The 20038-nt window shown below is 74.4% G+C and carries 11 protein-coding genes and 1 pseudogene; 10 read left to right on the forward strand and 2 right to left on the reverse strand.

Annotated elements, in window-relative coordinates:
• Positions 1-7711, forward strand: a 7711-nt coding sequence (locus BBK14_RS33545; RefSeq protein WP_071067147.1) for a type I polyketide synthase, incomplete at its 5' end; no start/stop codon positions are given.
• A gap of 57 nt (positions 7712-7768) precedes the next feature.
• On the forward strand, positions 7769-10066 hold the full coding sequence (locus BBK14_RS33550) for a type I polyketide synthase (protein ID WP_071067148.1): 2298 nt from the start codon (positions 7769-7771) through the stop codon (positions 10064-10066).
• Here the strand turns inward: BBK14_RS33550 and BBK14_RS33555 are convergent.
• Positions 10063-10971: an ABC transporter permease gene (locus BBK14_RS33555; protein ID WP_116430210.1), complete on the reverse strand. Its 909-nt coding sequence runs from the start codon at positions 10969-10971 to the stop codon at positions 10063-10065. The two genes, BBK14_RS33550 and BBK14_RS33555, sit on opposite strands and share 4 nt — an antisense overlap.
• An 80-nt stretch (positions 10972-11051) precedes the next feature.
• Positions 11052-11567, reverse strand: coding sequence for a hypothetical protein (locus BBK14_RS37940; RefSeq protein ID WP_071067149.1), 516 nt, complete (start codon positions 11565-11567; stop codon positions 11052-11054).
• Between the two features lie 216 nt (positions 11568-11783).
• Between BBK14_RS37940 and BBK14_RS33565 the strand changes: the two genes are divergently transcribed.
• The 8 genes and pseudogenes from BBK14_RS33565 to BBK14_RS33600 form a co-directional block, all read left to right on the forward strand.
• The gene (locus BBK14_RS33565) at positions 11784-12926 is read left to right on the forward strand and encodes a hypothetical protein (RefSeq protein WP_071067150.1); all 1143 of its coding nucleotides are present in this window, start codon (positions 11784-11786) and stop codon (positions 12924-12926) included.
• A 215-nt stretch (positions 12927-13141) separates the two neighbouring features.
• Positions 13142-13954 (forward strand): SAM-dependent methyltransferase, encoded by an 813-nt coding sequence (locus BBK14_RS33570; RefSeq protein ID WP_071067151.1) that lies wholly within the window; start codon positions 13142-13144, stop codon positions 13952-13954.
• A 154-nt stretch (positions 13955-14108) separates the two neighbouring features.
• Positions 14109-14780, forward strand: a complete 672-nt coding sequence (locus BBK14_RS33575) for a TetR/AcrR family transcriptional regulator (RefSeq protein WP_071067152.1) — start codon at positions 14109-14111, stop codon at positions 14778-14780.
• Between the two features lie 61 nt (positions 14781-14841).
• Positions 14842-15627, forward strand: coding sequence for an SDR family oxidoreductase (locus BBK14_RS33580; protein WP_071067153.1), 786 nt, complete (start codon positions 14842-14844; stop codon positions 15625-15627).
• A 908-nt stretch (positions 15628-16535) separates the two neighbouring features.
• A complete protein-coding gene (locus BBK14_RS33585) occupies positions 16536-17732 on the forward strand; it encodes an ABC transporter substrate-binding protein (protein WP_083391426.1) in 1197 nt (398 codons plus the stop codon).
• A 35-nt stretch (positions 17733-17767) separates the two neighbouring features.
• Positions 17768-18979 carry an LmeA family phospholipid-binding protein gene (locus BBK14_RS33590; RefSeq protein ID WP_071067155.1) on the forward strand — a complete coding sequence of 404 codons (1212 nt, stop codon included), beginning with the start codon at positions 17768-17770 and terminating at the stop codon, positions 18977-18979.
• A gap of 226 nt (positions 18980-19205) precedes the next feature.
• Positions 19206-19646 (forward strand): hypothetical protein, encoded by a 441-nt coding sequence (locus tag BBK14_RS33595; RefSeq protein WP_131802489.1) that lies wholly within the window; start codon positions 19206-19208, stop codon positions 19644-19646.
• Between the two features lie 170 nt (positions 19647-19816).
• Positions 19817-20038: pseudogene (locus BBK14_RS33600) on the forward strand (hypothetical protein); the annotation flags it as partial.

The raw sequence follows: 20038 nt of genomic DNA on the forward strand, positions 1-20038 counted from the left end.
GGTGCGCGGTGTTCCGGTGGACTGGGACCCGCTGGTGGCCGGCGGCCGGCAGGTGGACCTGCCGACCTACCCCTTCCAGCACCAGCGCTACTGGCTGCTGGGCGACGGCCGCCCGGCCGGCGGTGCCGCATCCGGCGGTGGCGCGGCCGGTGGGACGGATCTTGACGGGCTGCGGTACCGCGTCGGTTGGCATCCGCTCGGTCCGGAGCCGCCGCGGGCCGCCCCGGCGGCCGCTACCGGCCGATGGCTGGTGGTCACGCCGTTCCCGGCCGCCGATGGCGTACCGCCGCTCGCTGCCGACGCCGTGCGCGTCCTGGCCGAGGACGGCGCGGAGATCGTCAGCGTCCCGGTCGGCCCCGCCGAGCTCACCCGGGAGGGCCTCGCCGGGCGCCTGCGAGCCGTGACCGGCGCCGGGGAGAGCGACCCGCGGGGCGTGCTGTCGCTGCTCGCGCTGACCGGCACGGCACACCCCGACGGTGCTGACGGTGCCGTGGGCACGGTTGGTGCCACAGCCACCCTGCTACTCGTCCAGGCCCTGGGCGACGCGGGGATCGGCGCGCCGCTGTGGTGCCTCACCCGCGGTGCCGTGTCCGTCGGCGGCGGTGACCCGGTGACCGACCCGGCGCAGGCGCAGATCTGGGGGCTGGGGCGGGTGGCCGCGCTGGAGCACCCGTCCCGCTGGGGCGGCCTCGTCGACCTGCCCGACACGCTGGACGGGTCCGCCCGGCGCCGGCTGGCAGCGGTTCTGCGTGGCGCGACCGACGAGGACCAGGTCGCGATCCGGGCGGGCACGGCCTTCGCCCGTCGGCTGCTGCGCGCGCCGCTCGGCGGGGTCGAACCCGCCCGGCGCTGGCGGCCCCGCGGAACCGTGCTGGTCACCAGCACCGGACCGCTCGGCCCCCACCTGGCCGGATGGCTGGCCGAGCGGGGAGCCGGGCACGTCGTGCTCGCCGGATCGCACCGCGCGGACGATCCCGACATCGCGGCGCTGCGCCACGGCGCGTTCACCGGGGACGTCCGGCTGACCGTGGCCACCTGTGACCTCGCGGACCGGGAGGCGTTGGCCGCGGTCGTCCGCGGGCAGGCCACCGACGGCGAGGGGATCCGCGCCGTCGTGCACACCGCCGCGCTGCTCGGGCTGCGCCCGCTGGCCGACACCTCGGTCACCGACCTGGCCGGCGCGATCGCCGCCAAGGCCACCGCGGCCGACTGGCTCGACGAGCTGTTCCCCACCGACGACCTCGACGCGTTCGTGCTCTTCTCGTCGGTCGTCGGCGTGTGGGGCGGCGCCGACCACGCCGCCTACGCCGCGGCCAACGCCCACCTGGACGCCCTGGCCGTGCGGCGGCGTGCCCGCGGCCTGCCGGCCACCTCGATCGCCTGGGGGCTGTGGCGCCCGCTGGCGGAGAGCGGCAGCCCCGGCGCCGCGGCAGCCGAGGACCCCGGCGTGCGGCGGCAGCGGGCACGGGGGCTCGGCTACCTCGAGCCGGACCGCGCCCTCGAGGCCCTGCGGCAGGTGCTGGACCACGACGAGACCCACACCGTCGTGGCGGAGATCGACTGGACGCGGTTCATCCCGGTCTTCACCTCGGCGGGCCGCCGCCCGCTGTTCGACACGCTCGCCGAGGACGCCGAGGCTGCTGGTGAGGCCCGGACGTCCGGTGTCGCGGACGGCGTCGCGGACGGCGACGCATCCCCGGCCGGGTCCGGAACCGGCTCGCCGCTGGCCCGGAGACTCGCCGCGCTGCCTCCGGCCGAGCGGGACCGGGCCCTGGTCGAGACGGTCCGCACCCGGGCAGCGGCCGTGCTGGGGCACTCCGACGCCACCGCCGTGGAGGCGCACCGGGCCTTCCGTGACCTCGGCTTCGACTCGCTGACCTCCGTCGACCTGCGTAACGGGCTCGGCGCGGCGCTCGGCCTGCGGCTGCCGTCCACGCTGGTGTTCGACTACCCGACCCCGTTGGCGCTGGCGGAGTTCCTGCGGGTGGAGATCACCGGCGGCGACGCGGACGACGCGCCCGCCGCCGGCGTCCCGGGCGCTGTGGCGTCCCGCGACCGGAGCGGGCACGGCGGTGAGCACGACCTGCTGGGCGCCGAGCCGGTGGCGATCGTGGCCATGGCCTGCCGGCTGCCCGGTGGCGTCGACTCCCCGGAGGACCTGTGGCGGCTGCTGGCCGAGGGCCGGGACGCGATCGGCGGGTTCCCGGCCGACCGGGGCTGGGATCTCGACGCCCTGCACGATCCCGACCCGGAGCGGTCCGGCACCTCCTATGTGCGCCACGGCGGCTTCCTGGCCGGGGTCGCCGACTTCGACGCCGAGTTCTTCGGCATCAACCCCCGCGAGGCCCTGGCGATGGACCCCCAGCAGCGGCTGCTGCTGGAGCTGTCGTGGGAGGCGGTGGAACGCGCGGGCATCGACCCGTCGACGCTGCGCGGCACTCCGGGCGGGGTGTTCGTCGGCACGAACGTCCAGGACTACGGCCCGCGCGCGCTGGCCGCCGGGGCGGAGACGGAGGGCTACATCGGCATCGGCAACGCGGCGAGCGTCATGTCCGGGCGCATCTCCTACACCCTGGGGTTGCAGGGGCCGGCGGTGACCGTCGACACGGCCTGCTCGTCGTCGCTGGTGGCCCTGCACCAGGCCGTCCAGGCGCTGCGGCGGGGGGAGTGCTCGCTGGCGCTGGCCGGCGGCGCGGTCGTGATGTCCTCCCCGCTGATGTACGTCGAGTTCAGCCGCCAGCGCGCGCTGTCACCGGACGGCCGCTGCCGGGCCTTCGGTGCGGGCGGCGACGGCACCGGCCTCTCCGAGGGCGTCGGCCTGCTGGTCCTCGAACGGCTCTCCGACGCCCGCCGGGCGGGCCGTCCGGTGCTCGCCGTCGTCGAGGGCACGGCGGTCAACTCGGACGGCGCGTCGAACGGGCTGAGCGCGCCGAACGGCCCGGCGCAGCAGCGGGTGATCCGCCAGGCGCTCGCCGTCGCCGGGCTGTCGCCGTCCGAGGTGGACGCGGTGGAGGCGCACGGCACCGGGACGAAGCTCGGCGACCCCATCGAGGCGCAGGCCCTCATCGCCGCGTACGGCCGCGACCGGCCGGCCGGTCGGCCGCTGTGGCTGGGGTCGCTGAAGTCCAACATCGGGCACACCCAGGCGGCGGCCGGCGTGGCCGGTGTGATCAAGATGGTGCTGGCCATGCGGCACGGGGTGCTGCCGCGCACCCTGCACGCCGACGAGCCCACCCCGCAGGTCGACTGGGACGGGTCCGGCGTCCGGCTGCTGACCGAGGAGGTCGCGTGGCCGGCCCGCCCGCTCCCGGACGGCGCCCCGGCGGGGCGGGAGCGGGCCGGCGAGCGTGGGCCGCGGCGGGCCGCGGTCTCCGCGTTCGGCATCAGCGGCACGAACGCGCACGTGATCCTCCGCGAGGCCCCCGCCACCGAGGAGCCGCGGGTCGGGCCGGCGTCGTCACCGGCGTCGTCGCCGCGGCCGGTGCCGCTGCTGGTGTCGGCGCGCACCACGGAGGGGCTGCGCGCCCAGGCCCGCCGGCTGGCCGCCCACCTCGACGACCGTCCCGGCCCGGCCGCCGCGGACGTCGCGCTGGCCACCGCGGCGACCCGGGCCGCCTTCGACCACCGCGCGGTCGTGGTCGGCGCCGACCGCGACGAGCTGCGGGCCGGCCTCGTGGAGCTCGTCGGCGACCAGGATCCCGCCGACGGGACCGCCCCCGCTGCCGGGACGGCCCCCGTCGACGGCATGGCCCCCGCGGGCGTCGGCCGGCCGGGCGGCCTCGTCGTGCGCGGCGTGGCCGTTCCCGACCCGCGCGTGGTGTTCGTCTTCCCCGGGCAGGGATCACAGTGGTCCGGCATGGGCCGGGAGCTGCTGGAGTCGTGCCCGCCGTTCCGCGAGCGGATGACCGAGTGCGCCGCGGCGTTCGAGCCCTACCTCGACTGGTCCCTGCTGGACGTGATCCGCGGGGCCGGTGACGCGCCGCCGCTGGAGGCCATCGAGGTGATCCAGCCCGCGCTGATGTCGATGATGGTGTCGCTGGCCGCGGCCTGGCGCGCCCACGGGGTGACGCCGGCCGCGGTGGTCGGCACCAGCCAGGGGGAGGTCGCCGCCGCGCACGTCGCCGGTGCTCTCTCCCTGGCCGACGCGGCCCGGATCATCGCGCTGCGCAGCAGGCTGCTGGCCACCCGCCTGCTCGGCCGGGGCGCGCTGGCGTCGGTCGGGCTGCCGCCCGCGGACGTCGCCGCCCGGCTCGACCGCTTCGGCGGTCGGCTCGCCGTCGGCGGGATCAACGGGCCGCGGCAGGTCACCGTCGCCGGCGAGACCGGCGCACTGGACGACCTGGTCGCCGAGCTCACCGCCGAGGGTGTCCGCGCCCGGCTGGTCGCGGCGTCGGTCGCGACGCACTGCGCGCAGGTGGACGGCATCCGTCCCGAGCTGATGGAGATCCTGCGCCCACTGGCTCCCACCCCCGCCCGGATCCCGGTCTACTCGACGGTGACCGGGGGGCCGCTGGACGCCGCGGCGCTGGACGCCGAGTACTGGTACTCCAACACCCGGGAACCGGTCCTGCTCGACGGCGCCGCGCGGGCGCTGCTGGCCGCCGGATTCGACACCTTCGTCGAGGTCAGCCCGCATCCGGTGGTGGGATTCGGGCTGGCCGAGACGGCGCACGACGCCGGCCGGGACGCCGTGGTCGTCAGCACGCTCCAGCGTGGCCGCGGGGGTGCCGACCGCCTGCTGGCCGCGCTGGCCGAGGTGCACGTCCACGGGGTCGGTGTCGACTGGCGGGAGGCGTTCGCGGGCACCGGCGCCCACCCGGCCGACCTGCCCACCTACGCCTTCCAGCGCCGGCGGTTCTGGCCACGGCCGGCACCGGCCCGCCCGGCCGACGCCGTCGCCGCGCCGGGCCGCGACGGCCCGGCTCACCCGCTGGTCACCGCCGCCGTCCCGATGGCCGACGGGGGCCTGCTGCTGACGGCCCGGATCAGCCCGGCCGCGCAGCCGTGGCTGGCCGGCCGGACCGTGGCCGGCGTCCCGGTCGTGCCGGACGGGGTGCTGCTGGAGCTGGCCATCCAAGCGGGCGACGAGGTCGGCTGCCCGGAGGTGACCGACCTGGCCCTGACCGGGCCGCCGGTGCTGCCGGAGAGTGGGGCGCTCCGGCTCCAGCTGCACGCCGGAGCACCGGACGGCACCGGGAACCGCGCGCTGACGGTGCATGCCCGTCCCGACGGGGCCCCGGCGGACGCGCCCTGGACCGCGCACGCCACCGCGACGCTGGCGGGCACCGCCGACCCGGCCGCGTCCGTACCCGACCCGCGGGCGTGGCCGCCGCCCGGCGCGGTTCCGGTGGACGTCGACCGGCTGTACGGTGAGCTGCTCGCCGCCGGTCACGGCCACGGGCCGGACGGCCCGCGGCTGACCAGGGCCTGGCAGGCGGGGACGGAGCTGTTCGCCGAGGCCGTCCTGGACGGCGAGCACGAGGTGGCCGGGTTCGGCCTGCACCCGGTGCTGCTCGAGGCGGCCGGCCACCTGGCCCTGTGGGGACGGCTCCCGGCAGCCGGCGCCGAGCCGCCCGCGGAGCAGCCCGCCGTGCTCGGCGTGGAGCCGCCCGCGGTGTCGGAGCCGGTGGTGGCGGTCGACGGCGGCTACCGGGGCGTGCGGCTGTATGCCACCGGCGCGCGGGCGGTGCGGGTGCGTGTCGGCCCGGCGGGCGCCGGCGCGGTCTCGGTGGAGCTGGCCGACCACACCGGCGCGGCGGTCGCGGCCTACGGCTCGACCGGCCTCCGGCCGCTGGCCGCCGCCCGGCTGCGTGCGCTGCGCGCCTCGGCGGCGGACGCGATGTTCGCCCTCGACTGGGTGCCGGTGGCCCCCGCACGGGCCTTGGGTGCCGGCGCGCCGGGCTGGGCGGTGCTCGGGCCGGACCCGCTCGGGCTGCGCACGGCCCTCGCGCTGGCCGGCGTCCACGCCCCGGCCTGCCCGGACCTGGCGGCGGCCGCGGCCCTGCCGGCCATCCCCGAGGTCGTGCTGGTGACCAGCGACTCGGCCGCGGCCGGCCCGGATCTCGCGGCGGCCGCGCGAACCGCCCTGCGCTCGGTGCTCGCCCTGGCGCAGGAATGGCTGCGTGACGACCGGTTCGCCGCCGCCCGGCTGGTCGTGGTCACCCGGGGGGCGGTGGCGGTCGGCGCGCACGACGACGTCACCAGCCTCGCCGACGCCGCGGTGTGGGGCCTGCTCGGCTCGGCGGCGGCGGAGAACCCGGACCGGTTCCTGCTCGTGGACGTCGACGGGACGCCGGCGTCGGAGCGGGCCCTGCCGGCCGCGGTCGCCTGCGGCGAGCCGCGGGTCGCCCTGCGCGAGGGCGCCGTCCTGGGTCAACGCCTGGTCCGCGCGCCGGTCGCCGGCGCCGGTGTCGACGCCGGCCGGGCACGGTGGCGGCCGGACGGGACGGTGCTGATCACCGGTGGCACCGGCACGCTGGGCGGGCTGGTCGCCCGGCACCTGGTCACCGGCTACGGGATCCGCAACCTGCTGCTGGTCAGCCGCGGCGGAGCCGGTTCGCCCGGCGTCGCGGAGCTGACCGACGATCTGACCGCCCTGGGCGCGCGGGTGACGGTGGCGGCCTGCGACGTCGCCGACCGCGCCGCGCTGACCGGCGTGCTCGCCGCGATCCCCGCGGCGCATCCCCTGACGGCGGTCGTGCACGCCGCCGGCACCCTCGACGACGGGGTGTTCTCCGCGATGACCCCGGAACGCCTCGACACCGTGCTGCGACCCAAGATGGACGCCGCCCTGCACCTGCACGAGCTCACCCGGGGCGACGACCTGGCCGCCTTCGTTCTGTTCTCCTCGTCCGCGGCCGCGTTCGGCAGCGCGGGGCAGGCGAACTACGCGGCCGCCAACACCTTCCTCGACGCCCTGGCGCACCACCGGCGGGCAGCCGGCCTGCCCGCGCTCGCCCTCGGCTGGGGGTACTGGGCCCCGCGCAGCGCCCTGGCCGGGCACCTCGACGCCGCCGCGCTCGACCAGCGGATGGCCGCCAACGGGCTGCGGCCGATCTCCGCCGCGGCCGGCATGGCGCTGTTCGACGCCGCGCTCACCGCGGACCGCCCCGTGCTGCTGCCCATGCGGCTCGACCCGCGGGCACCGCGGGCGGGGGCCGTCCCGCCGCTGCTGCGCGGCCTGGTCCGCCACCCGGCCCGGCGGTCGGTCGACGGCGCGGCCGATGATCCGGTCGAGACGCTGGCGCGGCGGCTGGCGGGGGCCAGCGGCCCGGAACGGGACCGGGCCCTGCTCGACGTCGTGTGCGCCACCGCCGCCGCGGCGCTGGGACACACGTCCGCGGCGGAGGTGGCACCGGACCGGCCGTTCCGGGAGCTCGGTTTCGACTCGCTCGCCTCGGTGCAGTTCCGCAACCGGCTGACCGCGGCGACCGGGTTGCGCCTGCGGCCGATGCTCGTCTTCGACTTCCCGACACCCGAGGCCATCGCCGGCCACCTCCGCGACCAGCTGTTCCCGGAGGTGGCTCCGGCCGCCGCGGGTCCACCCGCCGCTGCGCCCGCGCCCGCGCCCGCGCCCGCGCCTGCGCCCGCGTCCGCGGGACCGCCCGACCCGGAACCGCCGGCCGCGCCCGGCGGCGGCGAGCCGGCCAGCGCGTTCGACGAGATGGACGCCGAGACACTGGTCCGGCTGGCCCTCGGCGAGGGCACCTGACCACCGCCCCGACCCCGACCCCGACCCCGAGCCCGACACGGACCGCCGGAGGCCCTGGTGACTGTCCCCCCCGACCGCCTCGTCGAGGCGCTGCGCGCGGCGATGAAGGAGAACGAGCGGCTGCGGGGGCTGATCGCGCAGGCCGGTGAGCCGATCGCGGTCATCGGGATGGCCTGCCGTTTCCCGGGCGGGGTGCGCTCACCCGACGAGCTGTGGCGGTTCGTCGCCGGCGGCGGCGACGCCATCACCCCGTTCCCGACCGACCGGGGCTGGGACATCTCGGCCCTCACCTGCTTCGGGGGCGGGTTCCTGCACGACGCGGCCGACTTCGACCCGGAGTTCTTCGGGATGTCGGAGAACGAGGCGCTGGCCACCGACCCGCAGCAGCGGCTGCTGCTGGAGACCTCGTGGGAGGCCTTCGAGCACGCCGGGATAGACCCGCGGTCGGCGCGGGGCAGCCGCACCGGCGTGTACTTCGGTGTGATCTTCCACGACTACGGGTACCGGCTGCGCCCACCGCCCCCGGGCATCGACGGCTACGCCTACTTCGGCAGCGCGGGCAGCATCGCGTCCGGGCGGGTCTCCTACACGCTCGGTCTCGAGGGGCCGTGTGTGACGCTGGACGCCGCGTGCGCGTCCTCGCTGGTCGGTCTGCATCTGGCCGGTCAGGCCCTGCGGCGCGGCGAGTGCTCGCTCGCCCTGGTCGGCGGGGTTTCGGTGCTGGCCACCCCCGAGCTGTGGGAGGAGACGACCCGGCACGGGCAGGGCCTGGCCCCGGACAGCCGCTGCAAGTCCTTCGCCGCCGCGGCTGACGGCACCGGCATCTCCGAGGGGGTGGGTGTGCTGCTGGTGGAACGGCTCGGGGACGCCCGGCGCAACGGCCATCCGGTGCTGGCGGTGGTGCGCGGCAGCGCCGTCGAGCAGAGCGGCGCGACCAACGGCTTCACCGCGCCCAGCAGCGCCTCGCAGGAGCGGCTGATCGTCCGGGCGCTGGCTGACGCCGGCCTCGCTGCGGCGGACGTCGACGCGGTCGAGGGCCATGGCACGGGAACCCCGGTCGGCGACCCGATCGAGCTGGCGGCCCTGCTGGCCACCTACGGGCGCGGACGGCCCGCCGGCCGGCCGCTGTGGCTGGGGTCGTTGAAGTCGAACCTGGGCCACACCCAGGCCGCCGGCGGCGCCGGTGCCGTCATCAAGATGGCGATGGCCATGCGGCACGGCGTCCTGCCGCGCACCGTGCACGTCGACGCCCCGACCCCGCACGCGGACTGGTCCGAGGGCGCGGTGGCGCTGCTGACCGAAGCGGTGCCCTGGCCGGACACCGCCGGCCGGCCCCGCCGGGTGGGGGTCTCCTCGTTCGGCGCCAACGGCACACTGGCGCACGTGATCCTCGAGCAGGATCAGCCGCCGCCCGCCGACGCGGCAGCCGGGGATGGGACGGCCGGTCGCGCGGTGGACCGGCTGGTGGTGCCGTGGCCGCTGTCGGCCCGGTCCGCGCCCGCGCTGCGGGCCCAGGCCCGGCGCCTGCTCGACCTGGTGACCGAGCGGGCCGATCTCCTCCCGGCCGACGTCGGGTTCTCGCTCGCGACCGGCCGCAGCGCCTTCGCGCACCGGGCGGTGCTGGTCGCCGACGACCGCGCGGAGTTCCTGCGCGGCCTGACCGTTCTGGCCGCCGGCCCGCCGGAGAGCACTGACGCTGCCCTGGACGGCCGCGCCGGAGCCGGGCTGGTGCTCGTGCTGCCCGGCGGGGGCGGGTGGGGGCTCGGCACCGGCCGCGCGCTGGCGGACGCGTTCCCGGCCTTCGGCGCGGAGTGGGCGACTCTCCGCGGGGCTCTCACGGGGGCGGCTCTTCAGACGGCACCACAGGTGGCGCTACAGGTGGCGCTGTGCCGGCTGTTGGAGTCCTGGGGTGTGCGGCCCGACGCCGTCGTCGGGCACGGTGCGGGCGAGGCCGCGGCCGCGTACGTGCGGGGCGCGCTGTCGCTGGACGACCTGCGGGCACTGCTGGCGGCGGGTGCCCGCAGCGCGTCGCCCGGGTGCCGCGTTCCCCCGGGCACCGCGAACGTGCTGGTCGTGGGTCGCGACGAGGCCGGCGTCGACATCCCGCGCGGCGTGAGGTCGTGGGTGCTGCTGCCGCCCGGTCGCGCCGAGATCCGCGCCGTCACCGAGGCGTCCGCCACGCTGTACGAGTGGGGGCAGGCCGTCGACTGGCGGGCGTTCTTCGCGGGTACCGGCGCCCGGCGGATCGACCTGCCCACCTATGCCTTCCAGCGCCGGCGGTACTGGTTGGAGGCCACGGATCCTGGCCCGACGCCCGCTCCGGGCCTACCGGCCGCACCGGGCGTGCGGCGTTAGCCGCGGGCGGAGTCGTGCCACGGGCCGACGACCAGACGGGCGGCCAGGCCGAAGAACCAGAACACCACCAGGCCGAACAGCGCCGAGACGATGATCGCGGCGAACAGCGGGCCGGAGGACAGGTCGCGGGTGTAGTTGTCGATGAGCGCGCCGATCCCGACGTCGCCGCGGCGGAAGAAGAAGTCGCCGACGATCGCGCCGATCACCGCGAGGCCGGCCGAGATGCGCAGGCCGACGAAGATCGCGGGCAGCGCGCTCGGGAGCTCGAGGCGGAGCAGCCGGCGCCACCGCCCGACCCGGCGAAGCGTGAACAGGTCGTGATGGCCGGCGTCGACGGACTGGATGCCGAACAGCGTGTTGGTGATCATTGGGAACATCGAGATCACGACGCAGACCACCGTCCGAGACCAGAATCCGTAGCCGAGCCAGAATCCGATCAGCGGGACGATGGCCAGGATCGGGATCGTCTGCAGAAGGATCGCCCAGGGGTAGAACGAGTTCTCGATCCAGCGGGCCTGTGACATGAGAATCGCCGAGAGGATTCCGATGCCCGCGGCGATCGCGAGGCCGGTGAGCGCGACCTGCGCCGTCCCGCCGAGCGCGGTGAGGATCTCGTCGGCGGTGCGGCGGTCCAGGAAACCCTCGGACACGACCTCGTGCGGCGGCGGGAGCAGGAACCGGCGGCGGGGGGCGAGGAACCAGTAGGTGACGGCGTACCAGACGCCGATCACGGCCGCGAACACCGCGAACGGCGGCAGCACCGTCCGTGCGGCCCGGGCGGCGAGACCGCCCGCCCGCGCCCGTCCCCGCGGCCGGGCCGCCGGGCCGGCCACGCCCGGCCGTTCCAGGCTGGCCACCCCCGGCCGCCCCGGCGCTGTGAGTCCGCCGTCGTCCCCGTCTGGCACCTAGGAACCTTTCCGTCGAGATCCTGTCGCGACGCCCGTTCGTGGGGATTTCCCCCTGATCGCAGGGCCTCGTCCGAATCCTAGGTGTCGCGGCGGCGCAGCCGGCGGGCGGCGAGGGCCAGCAGGACGGCCACAGAGCCGCACAGCAGACCGAAGCCGGCCCAGGGTGCGAGCGAGAACGCGTCCGGCGGGCGAGGGTGAGCGCGGACCCGGCCGGGACCGGCAGGTACCTGTTCACCGAGTCCGCGGTGTCCTCCGGCAGGAGACCCACGACGATCTGCAGCGCGAACAGCGTCCCGAACAGGGCCGCGACCGCGCCGGCGCTGTTGCGCACCAGCGCGGTCGCGGCCCAGCCCCAGCAGGCCGATCACCGCGAGGTACAGCCCCGAGCCGACCACCGCGCGGGCAACGCCGGGCTCGCCGAAACCGACGTCGAGATGCTCGGCCGACAGGATCGACTGGCCGGCGGCAGAGAGCGGCCCGCCGGCGGGCGCTCCGGCCGGTGGCAGCGGGCTGCGCGGGCTGGTGCAACGGGCCGCCGCCGTGGACGGGACCATGACCGTGGTCAGCCCGGTCGGCGGGCCGACGTCGATCATCGCCGGGCCCTGGCGGTTCTCCGGTTCCTGGAGCGTGAGCCGGGAGGCGCTTGCTGCGGGACGTGTCGGACGTGGGAGGCTATCGCCCATATCGGGGGTGACGGAGACAGCATGCAGTTGTCACTCTGGCGACTCGCCTCTCCTGGGTCCGCGTCCCGCGTACCTCCCTTCCTTCCTGCGCCGAGGAGAGCAGCACACGTGACGAGACTTCGTACGGTGGCGGCCCTGGTCTGTTCCGTGGGGCTGGCCTTCGGCCTGGCCGCCTGCGGCGACTCCCAGGACGAGCCCGAGAACGCCGGTGTTGCCGGCGGGACGGCCGCCGGGGCGAGCTACACCACCCCGCTCAAGGGGGTCTGCCCGGACACCGTCGTCGTCCAGACGAGCTGGTGGCCCGAGGTCGACTACGGCGCCACCTACCAGCTCCTCGGCGCGAACCCGAAGATCGACGCGGGCAAGTTCCGGGTGACAGGGCCGCTCGGCGCGACCGGCGTGAACCTCGAGATCCGGTCCGGCGGCCCGGCGGTGGGCTTCGACTCGGCGTCGTCGTTGTTCGAGACGGACGACGACATCCTGCTCGGCTACCTGGACATGGACGAAATGATCAGCAACTCGGCGGACCATCCGTCGGTCGCGGTCCTCGCCCCCTACGCCAAGTCGCCGCTGATGTTCTTCTGGGGTGACCCGTCGCTCGACTTCACCACGCTGGCCGACATCGGCCGGTCAGGGAAGACGGTGCTCGCCAGCGACGAGCCCTATCTGGACGTCCTCATCGGCGCGGGCCTGCTCCAGCGTCCGCAGGTCGACACCTCGTACGACGGGGAGATCAGCCGGTTCGTGGCCGAGGACGGCAAGCTCATCCAGCTCGGGTTCGTCACCGACGAGCCCTACCGGCTCGAGCACGACGTCAAGGAGTGGTCCAAGCCGGTGAAGTACGTCCTCGTCGGGGACGACTACCCGGCGTACTCGAACGTGCTCGCCGTCCGCAAGGACAAGCTGGCGGCGAACCGGGCGTGCCTGGACGCGCTGGTGCCGCTGTTCCAGCGGGCGATGGTGGACTACCAGGCCGACCCGAAGCCGGCCAACGATCTTATGATCGAGATCACCTCGAAGCTGGACACCGGGGGCTACGAGCTGTCGACCGGCCTGCTCGAGGACGGGAACACCAAGCAGCGGGAGCTCGGGCTGGTCGCGAACGGGGCCGACGGCGTGTTCGGGAGCTTCGACACCGCGCGGGTCCAGAACCTGATCGGCCGGCTGACGCCCGTCCTCACCGCCGCCGGCACGGCGCCCGCCGCCGGGCTGACCGCGGCTGACGTCGTCACCGACGAGTTCATCGACCCGTCCGTCTCCCTGAAGTAGCTGATCCCCGAAGTAGCGGAGCCCTGAAACAGCGGAATCCCGCCGCTTCGAGCCATCAGCGAGGGCGCGCCTCCGAAGGGGGTCGCGCCCTCGCGGTGTGTTGTCGCCCTCCCCGGTCGGTGGGATCGCCCTAACAGGTTCTACGATTCCGCCATTACGACGGAGACAGCATCGGCCCTCGCCAGAAATGGCCCTCGAACGGGAGCTCACGCGCCGTGACCAACTATCCGCCCCCGACCTTCGACACCACCCGGCCACACTCGGCCCGGGTCTGGAACTACTTCCTCGGTGGCAAGGACAACTTCCCCGTGGACCGCGCCCACGGCGACGAGTCCATCGCGGTCTTCCCGCAGATTGTCGACGTGGCACGGGCGTCGCGGGCGTTCCTGGCGCGCGCCATCACCCACCTGGTCGCCGAGGAGGGCGTACGGCAGTTCCTCGACGTCGGCACAGGCCTTCCTGTCGAGAACAACACCCACCAGGTCGCGCAGCGCGTCGCGCCGGAATCGCGGATCGTCTACGTCGACAACGACCCGATGGTGCTAACCCACGCCCGCGCACTGCTCACCAGTTCCCCGGAGGGCGTCACCACCTACCTCGACGCCGACGCGCGCGACCCCGACCGGATTCTCTCCTTCGCGGCCGAGACGCTGGACTTCACCAGGCCGATCGGGCTCATGTTCATGTCGATCATGGGTCTGATCCCGGACCTCGACGAGGCCTACTCGATCGCCCGGCGCATGGTGGGCGCCCTGCCGTCGGGCAGCTTCCTGGTGCTCGAGGACGGCTCCGACGACACGACCACCACGCCGGCCGCGAACAGGGACGTCACCGTCGAGGACATGAACAAGGTCGGCAGTACCGGTTACGGCTACCGCTACCGCTCGGTCGCCGAGATCACCCGCTTCTTCGACGGCCTCGAGCTCGTCGAGCCCGGCATCGTCTCGCCGCCGTACTGGCGCCACGACCCGGAGCCGGGCGAGCCGCTCGCGCCGCTGGAGTCGTGCGGGGTCGGTCGCAAGCCGTAGCCGGTGTCCCACGTGTGACGTCGTCACGTGCGACGTCGCCGCGCGGGACGCCCAGCCTCAGGCGTCCCGCGCGCCGAAGCACCAGGCTGGAAGTCGGGCGTCTTACCGGTAAGGCACTTGACTTGCGCTCTGGTGCGGTGCTTGGATCCGGCGCATGCCGGTGGTGATCCCTTCGACGAAGGAGCAGATCGTCCGCGCGGCCGAGCGCCTGTTCGCCGCGCACGGCCTGGACGGGATCTCGCTGCGGCAGATCGGCGCGGCGGCCGGCAACGGCAACAACTCGGCCGTGCAGTACCACTTCGGCTCCCGGGACCAGCTCGTCCAGGCGATCTTCGAGTACAGGCTGCCCTGGCTGCACGAGCGGCGCACCCTGCTCATCGCCGAGCACCGGCCCGACGACCTGCGCTCGCTGCTCGACTGCCAGGTGCGCACCCTGCTGGAGCACAGCGAGCTGCCCGGCAGCCACTACCTGTGCTTCGTCGACATGCTGCGGCAGTACGGCCGCAGCGACGTGTTCGAGGGCCTGCCGGCGGCGCTCCGCGACTCGGTGCGGGAGTTCCAGGAGCGCCTGGGCGGGTTCCTGCCCCACCTCGTCGAGCCGCTGCGTGCCCGTCGTGTCGCGCAGGCGATGGCGTTCATCGTCGACGCCGCCGCCGACCGGGAGCGCGCCCATGCGCACGGCCGTCCCGTGGTGCCCTTCGCCCTGCAGGTCACGGACCTCCTCGACGGCATGGTCGGCTTCCTCAAGGCACCCGCCTCACCGCGGACGCTCGCCGTGCTCGAACGCACCGACCCGGCCGCCGCGGTGTGGCCGGCCTTCCTGTAGACCAGCCCGCCGCGCCGGCAGCTGGCTGGGCGCGCCGGCCACACGGATGAGCGGGGACGCCATGACTGTCAGACTCGACGGCGCGGTCGCGGTGATCACCGGGGCGGGCAGCGGCATCGGCCGGGCCGCCGCGCACTCGCTGGCCCGGCGCGGCACCCGGGTGGTCGTGACCGACGTCGACGCCGGCCGCGCCGCCGCCGTCGCCGGTGAACTGGGCGACGCGGCGGTCGCGGCGCGCTGCGACGTCACCGCCGCCGCCGACCTGGAGGCCGCCCGCGATCTCGCGCTGGCCCGGTTCGGGCGGGTCGACGTGGTCATGAACAACGTCGGCATCCTGGCCGTCGGCGCGGTCGAGGACATCCCGCTCGAGGCGTGGCAGCGGGTCATCGACGTCAACCTGCTCGGCGTCGTGCGCAGCAACCTCGTCTTCCTGCCGCTGCTGCTCGCGCAGGGCTCGGGGCACGTCGTCAACACCGCCTCGACGGCGGGGCTGCTGCCCTACGGGTTCGACCGCCTCCCTTACACGGCGACGAAGCACGCGGTGGTCGGGCTCTCGGAGTCGCTGGCCCTCTACCTGCGCCCGCGCGGCATCGGCGTCACCTGCCTGTGCCCGGCCGGGGTCGCGACCAACATCATCGAGAACGTCACCTTCTTCGGGGAACCGAAGCCGCCGCGGGGGCCGCGGTTCCCGGTTCTCGATGCCGACCCGGTGGGCGAGATCGTCGCGGACGCGATCGAAACGGGCCGGTTCCTGGCGCTGACCGCGCCGGAAACAGCCGATGACCTGCGCGAACGCGCTGCTGACATCGAGGCCTACCTGGACAGGATCGTCGGCGAGCAGGGCTGAAGCGCGTTCCCTGTACCTGTGACAGCGCGTTCACCGATGGTGCTGAACGCGGAAATTCGGCGTTCGCTACCGGGAAGGTGAGGGCTGATCCCGCCGCCCATGCCCGCGCGGTGCTGCCGGAATAGGCCCGCTCGCCGCCACCGTTCGCCGGCATCTTCCTGATTGCTCCGCGGCCCCGGTACGCGGGAATGTCGATCCGGAGCCGAAAGAAATTCGCGTCGAGACCGGGCTGGCCTGCCGGCGGTATTCAACGCGGCCGTCTCGGCGAGTGCGCGGCTTATCCCGGCGATGTCGCCGCCGGCCCGGCGCGTTCGGCGGGCCCGGCGGGCGCGCGAGCCCGGCGGGTGCCATGGGGCGGCCGGTGCCGCCGCCCGGCCGCCCCACAGCCGGAGCGGCCCCGGCGCCGGCCGCCCGGAGGACTCCCGCTGTGGCGGGTGGTATCACGGGACCGGCCTGGCCGCCCCGGGGCCGGCGCAGAGCGGAGCATTTCCGGCCAGCCGGCGGGCAATACGGAACTTGCTGTACAGCAATTATTGGGATTGGCGGGCATCGTCCTGAAGTTGCCGCCCCGGCCGGGTGGGTGCATTGATGCCGTCCGGTTCCGGTTCCTGTTAGGGTGCAGGAACAGCCGAGATTTTGGTCCGGTGGGCGTGCGGCAGGTGTTCTCGCGCCCGGCCCGTCATCGGCCCGAGGAGGGTGACACTTTCTTTTGCGGCGCAATGGCGGGTGTCCGCACGCGGATGCCGGCAGAATACAGAAAATCCCTGGCGGTCGTGCCCGCGGTTCCGAGGCGCGCGGTCCCGCCCGTGTGCCTCGTTATCGGGGCCGGTGTCGCGACATGGCGTGGGACGAACATTGATTCTTGGTTGGGGGCTGATATGAACTCCGCTCGATCCGTGTTGTGTGCGGTGGCGGCCGCATTATCCGTGGCGTCGCTCGTCGGCTGTGCGGGCGACGACGCCACTACGAACACCGCGGATGGCTGCGTCGCGCCCGGCGTCACCGCGGACGAGGTCAAGGTGGGGATGCTGTACCCGGACTCGGGTGGCCTCGCCAGCTCGTTCAGCGCGGCGCGGGCCGGCATCGACGCCCGGTTCGGGCTCGCGAACGCCTCCGGCGGGGTGCACGGGCGCCAGATCAGCTACGTGTGGCGCGACGACCAGGCCAACCCGTCGACGAACCTGACCATGAGCCGGCAGCTGGTGGAACGGGAGGGGGTCTTCGCGGTCCTGGAGACGAGCACCGCCACCTCCGGCGGGGCTCCCTACCTGGCCGAGGCGGGGGTGCCCGTGGTCGGCCTCGCGGTGGAGGAAGCGTGGTCCCGGTACCGGAACATGTTCTCGTTCTCCTACCTCTTCACCGACGGGGGGTCGGTCGACACGTTCGGCCGGTTTGTCCGTGAGCACGGTGGCACCCGGGCGGTGATCGTCCGGGACTACGCGGGCGGGAGCACCTCGGTGCAGTTCGCCGACCAGCTGATCGTGAGCCTGCGAGCCGCCGGCGTCGAGATTCCCGCGGAGCAGGTCACCGAGTACCAGCCGGGACGGGCGAGCGCCTCCCGGATCGCCGAGTGGATGCTGAACAACGGCGTCGACACCCTCGTCGCCGCGATGGACACCGAGACGCTCGCTCAGCTCGTCGACGCCGCGGGCGAGGCCGAGGTACCGCTCAAGGTCATCCTGACCGGCCGCGAGGTCAGCGCGGAGCTGCTGGAGACCTACGGCGCCCGGCTCGGGGGGGTCACCTCCTATGCCAACTACCTGCCGTTCCAGGTCAGCTCCCCGGCTCTCGGCGCCTACCGGGCGGCGGTGGCCCGGTACGCCCCCCAGCTCGTCGACCCGGACCAGACCCTCGCCCTGACCGCCTACGTCGTCGCGGACATGCTCGTCCGCGGGCTGGAGGAGGCCGGGGAGTGCCCGAGCAGGCAGTCCTTCATGGACGGCCTGCGCGCCGTGGAGGACTATGACGCTGGCGGTCTCATCACCAGAACCGACTTCGGCGAGGATTTCGGGCGCCTCCGCGAGTGCTACGCCTTCGTCAGGGTCAACGCCGAGGGCACGGGCATCGAGGTGGTGGACCCCGACTTCTGCGGCAGTAGGCTCTGAGCCTGGCCGACGCCGAGCGGAGCGGAGATGTCCCGGTGAACCACGGCGGTGACGGGACGGGCCAGCACGCGGACGAGGGCGACATCCCCGCCCACCGCTCACCGTGGGCACGGCCCGCATCCGACGAGTGGCCCGCATCGGGCGAGTGGCCAGCGCCGGGTGGCGACCAGCCGACGATGGACCTGCACCACCGCGCCGGCGCGGCGGCCGCCACCGGCCCGCGCTCGGGGCAGCCGGCCCCCCCGCCCCCCGCCGGGGCGTTCCAGTCGGGCCGGCCGGCGTGGCCGGCGGCCGGCGGAACGGGGGGCACGGACCGGTGGGAGGAGAACCACCAGCCCGACGAGCCCGACGAGCCCGGCCGCCCGCCGATCCCTCCGACGATGTCCTACGGATCCGCCCCGGACGATCATCGGCTGCTGGCCGGGACGACCCCGTCGGCCGGTACGGCTCCGGCACGCCGGCGGCGGCGCCGGTGGCTGTGGGCCCTGGTCGCGGCGGCCGTCGGCTTCGTGCTGCTGGTGGTGGGTGACCGGGCCGCGGTCTCGGTCGCCGAGGGCCAGATGGCCAAGCAGATCAAGGTCAGTGTGGCGGAGAGCCTGGAATGCGGTGCCCCCGCGCCGACCGTGCGCGACGTGCACATCGGCGGCTTCCCCTTCCTCACCCAGATCCTGCTCGGCAAGTTCGAGGAGATCGGGGTGACGATCGAGGGAATCGCCACCCCGGGGCCCCGGATCTCCGCCGTGCAGGCGCAGCTGTCCGGCATCCACGTGCCGCTCGGGGACATGATCTCCGGGTCGGTCGGCGCGGTGCCTGTTGACGACATCCGGGCGACCGTCCGGCTTGACTACGCCGACCTCAACACCTACCTGGCCGGGCTGCCCGGCGCCCTCCAGGTGAACCCGGTCGACGGCGGGCGGCGGATCGAGATCTCCGGGCGCACCGACCTGTGGCTGTTCGGCTCACAGGAGATCGGGGGCGTCACCACCTTCGAGGTCCGTGACAACGTGCTCACGCTCGTCCCCAGTGAGGTGACGCTGCGCGGGGCCATCAACGCCACGATCCCCGTGCCCGTGGGCGGCCTGCTGCCCCCGATCAAGATCCCGGTCGGCCAGCTGCCGCTGGATCTCGACATCGTCGAGGCGTCGACGGGCGGGTCCGGGCTGTCGCTGACCGCCACCGCCCACGACGTCGTCCTGCCCGCGGCGGAGCAGCCCGCGCCGCGTCAGTGCCCGCCCGGCAACACCTGACCATCCGGCGGCCCTCCCAGCACAACCGTGGCAGCGCGGCACCGCCGGGCCAATGGCCATTCAGAGATACGGGAGCCCTGGCGCAGCTTCGGCACGGCGTCGGCCGTTCGTTCGCCGCGTCGGAGCGTCGCTGACCGCTTTGGTTCCGAGGACCGATCACGGCGGGACGCCCCCGACCGGGGGAATTCTGTGGCCGGCCGCGCTGCATGCCAAGAACGACGGCTGGGTGAAGACCACTCGGGTTCCTAGCCCCCGGGTGATACGTGAGCTGCTGGGTTTCACCGCGACGCTGATGGACGAGTACTGGGGCCAGATGCAGTTGGATGCGCCGACCGGCCGGGTTGCCTGGATGGGACCCGTGCCAGTGCCGGTATGGCTGGGCATCGGGCGGGATTTCACCGAGCACTGGGTTCATGGCCAGCAGATCCGTGCCGCCGTTGGCGCTCCCGGACTCGATGACGACTACTACCTGGGCACTGTGCTACGCGTCTTCATCTGGGGCCTGACCTGCCACTACCGTTCCAAAACCGGCCCGGATATCGATCTGGTCACTGAGTTCACCGGAGAGGCGGCCGGCGTCTGGACGCTGCAACGCCGCAGCGAAAGCTGGGACCTCACCGAAAGCCGAGTTTCTGCCGCGTCGACTTTGGTGGGTCTTCGAAGTTAACCGGGGTGGGGCACGGTGACCTGACCGGGGCTGGTGACCGTGCGTGATGTTGGCTCGTCGTGGCTTTGTATGCCCCGCGTGGGACGCTGGCATGTCGTGACATGAAAAGACCCGCAACCCGGGCGATCTTGATTGTTCTCACGCAATCCAGACGCCACGGGGTTACGGGCTTGAACGATCATAGTAGTGCGGCGACGTTGCTGTTGGAGCTGGACGGTCTGGTGGTGCAGCGCGTCGAGCGGCAGGCCGACGGATCACGGCTGGCATGGCTTGCGACCGTGGACGAGACGGCGCGGGCATGTCCGGGCTGCGGAGTGTTCGCGCATCGGGTCAAGGGCATCGTGACCACCCGGCCGCGTGACCTGCCTTGCGGCTCCACCCCGCTGCGGCTG

Origin of the sequence: Parafrankia soli (assembly GCF_001854695.1) — a bacterium.
GTDB classification, from domain to species: Bacteria; Actinomycetota; Actinomycetes; order Frankiales; family Frankiaceae; genus Parafrankia; species Parafrankia soli.